The sequence below is a fragment of the Rhodococcus sp. EPR-147 genome (assembly GCF_001647185.1).
Classification (GTDB): Bacteria; Actinomycetota; Actinomycetes; order Mycobacteriales; family Mycobacteriaceae; genus Rhodococcoides.
Genome location: NZ_LVCU01000431.1, coordinates 1 through 2,395 on the forward strand (window position 1 = coordinate 1; position 2,395 = coordinate 2,395).

The 2,395-nt window shown below is 65.4% G+C and carries 2 protein-coding genes and 1 pseudogene; all 3 read right to left on the reverse strand.

Features of this window, described 5'->3' with window-relative positions; genetic code table 11:
* A pseudogene (locus A2J02_RS18865) lies at window positions 1-452 on the reverse strand (bifunctional [glutamine synthetase] adenylyltransferase/[glutamine synthetase]-adenylyl-L-tyrosine phosphorylase); the annotation flags it as partial.
* A gap of 130 nt (window positions 453-582) precedes the next feature.
* Window positions 583-1,923 (reverse strand): type I glutamate--ammonia ligase, encoded by a 1,341-nt coding sequence (gene glnA / locus A2J02_RS18870; protein WP_032379097.1) that lies wholly within the window; start codon window positions 1,921-1,923, stop codon window positions 583-585.
* A 102-nt stretch (window positions 1,924-2,025) separates the two neighbouring features.
* Window positions 2,026-2,395, reverse strand: a 370-nt coding sequence (locus A2J02_RS18875) for an alpha/beta hydrolase (RefSeq protein ID WP_197478067.1), incomplete at its 5' end; no start/stop codon positions are given.

The window sequence follows — 2,395 nt, forward strand, 5'->3', positions numbered from 1 at the left end:
GCGGCGTTGGGGCCGGTCTCGGGCTCGGCCCCCACGGCCTCGAGCAGTTCCGCGACCAGGGTGGCTTTGGTGGGGAGCTCGATCTTCGCCGAGACTCCGCTGCTCTGACCTTCCTTGGTCAGCAGCAGACGCCAGGTGCTGTCGTCGGCAACCAGGTGATCGGCGAGCGCACTCGAAGCGCCGACGAGACCGAGCAGACGCCCGCGGAAGCCCTTGTCGGTGCGCAGTGCCGAGTCGAACTCGGCCCACCCGGCACCGAGCAATTCGTACATCCGCACCAGCGTCCGCAGTGCGAGGTCCGCGTTGGGCGCACGGGAGAGCGACCACAGCAGCTCGAGGCTTTCCTCCCCCGTCCAGCCGAGGGTGCGCAGGTCGGACGGCGCAGTTTCTTCGACGAGGCCGAGACGGCCCGGTCCGGGAACGACGGATCTGGAGGTCGGAGGACGCACCATCTACAATCCACCTCGGGGTGCCACAGAATTACCTCGTCGTCAGTACGCAGCGGCGCGAGGGTGCTCGCGTCGGCATCGGAACTACCATTGAAGGATCGAGTAGAACGTAGCCCATGACGACGCCGTGCTGTTAAAGACCCAGGTAGGCCTTCAGCTCGTACGGCGTGACGTGACTGCGGTATTCCTCCCACTCGCGACGCTTGTTGCGGAGGAAGAAGTCGAAGACGTGCTCGCCCAGTGCTTCGGCGACCAGTTCGGAGCCTTCCATCGCGTTCAAGGCCTGATCGAGGTTGCCCGGTAGCTCCTTGTACCCCATGGCGCGACGCTCGGCGGAGGTCAACGCCCACACGTCTTCCTCGGCCTCGGGCGGCAGGGTGTAGCCCTTCTCGATTCCGCGAAGACCGGCCGCGAGCAGCACCGCGAATGCCAGGTACGGGTTGCAGGCCGAGTCCGGGCTACGGATCTCGACGCGCCGCGAGGATGCCTTGTTCGGGGTGTACATCGGCACGCGGATCAGTGCCGAGCGGTTCGCCGGTCCCCAGGATGCAGCGGTCGGTGCTTCGCCGCCGCGCACGAGTCGCTTGTAGGAGTTGACCCACTGGTTGGTCACGGCGCTGATCTCGTTGGCGTGTTCGAGGATGCCGGCGATGAACGACTTGCCGGTCTCCGAGAGCTGCATCGGATCGTCCGGGTTGTGGAACGCGTTGGCATCGCCCTCGAACAGGCTCATGTGCGTGTGCATCGCCGAGCCGGCCTGGTCGCTGAACGGCTTGGGCATGAACGTCGCGCGCACACCCTCTTCGATGGCAACCTCCTTGACCACGTAGCGGAAGGTCATGATGTTGTCGGCCATCGACAGTGCGTCGGCGTAGCGGAGGTCGATCTCCTGCTGGCCGGGTGCGGCCTCGTGGTGGCTGAACTCGACCGAGATTCCCATCGACTCGAGCGCGTCGATGGCGTGCCTGCGGAAGTTCGGAGCCGAGTCGTGGACGGCCTGGTCGAAGTAACCGCCGTTGTCGGCCGGGGTCGGCGGTGAGCCGTCCTGCGGGGCGTCCTTGAGCAGGAAGAATTCGATCTCGGGGTGCACGTAGCAGCTGAACCCGAGGTCCGCGGCCTTGCTCAACTGGCGACGCAGCACGTGGCGCGAGTCGGCCCAGGACGGCGAGCCGTCGGGCATGGCGATGTCGCAGAACATCCGCGCCGAGTGCTGGTGGCCCTTGCTGGTGGACCACGGCAGAATCTGGAACGTCGACGGATCGGGCTTGGCCACGGTGTCGGCCTCGGACACGCGAGCGAATCCTTCGATGGCGCTACCGTCGAAACCGATTCCCTCGTCGAAAGCCCCTTCGAGCTCGGCGGGGGCGATGGCCACCGACTTGAGGTACCCGAGGACGTCGGTGAACCAGAGGCGGACGAAACGAATGTCGCGCTCTTCGAGGGTCCGGAGCACGAATTCCTTTTGACGATCCATGAACGCGAGAGTAAGCAAACGGAGTTAAATCTGTGTTACATCGTGAATTCGGTCTCACTTCGTGAAACTCTCAGCAGACTTTCCAGGTGGTGAGGTAGCACGTCAGCACCGCAATCCGTCCCCCGGCGGAACCAGATCGACAAGATAGTTCACCAACGGATCGTCGATGCACTCGACGCCCGAGAAGGCGACCGTGTGCTGGGTGCCCTCGTAGGTCACCAGATCGCCGCGCAGCTGAGCGGCCAACTCCACACCTGCCTGGTAGGGAGTGGCCGGATCGTCGGTCGTCGAGACCACCACCAGGTTCGGCAGTCCCTCGACGTCGACGATGTGCGGTTCGCTCGTGTTCGGCACCGGCCAGAAGGCGCACAGGTCGAGCGGCGCGTTGCCCGTCGCCCGGCCGTCGTCCAGATACGGCGCGGCGGCGCGGAACCTGACGTCCGCCGCGTCGGCCTCGGCGCGATCGGTGGTC

Excerpts from the sequence above, each read along its gene's own strand:
- glnA (WP_032379097.1), bottom strand. The coding sequence starts at position 1,923 with ATGGATCGTCAAAAGGAATTCGTGCTCCGGACCCTCGAAGAGCGCGAC.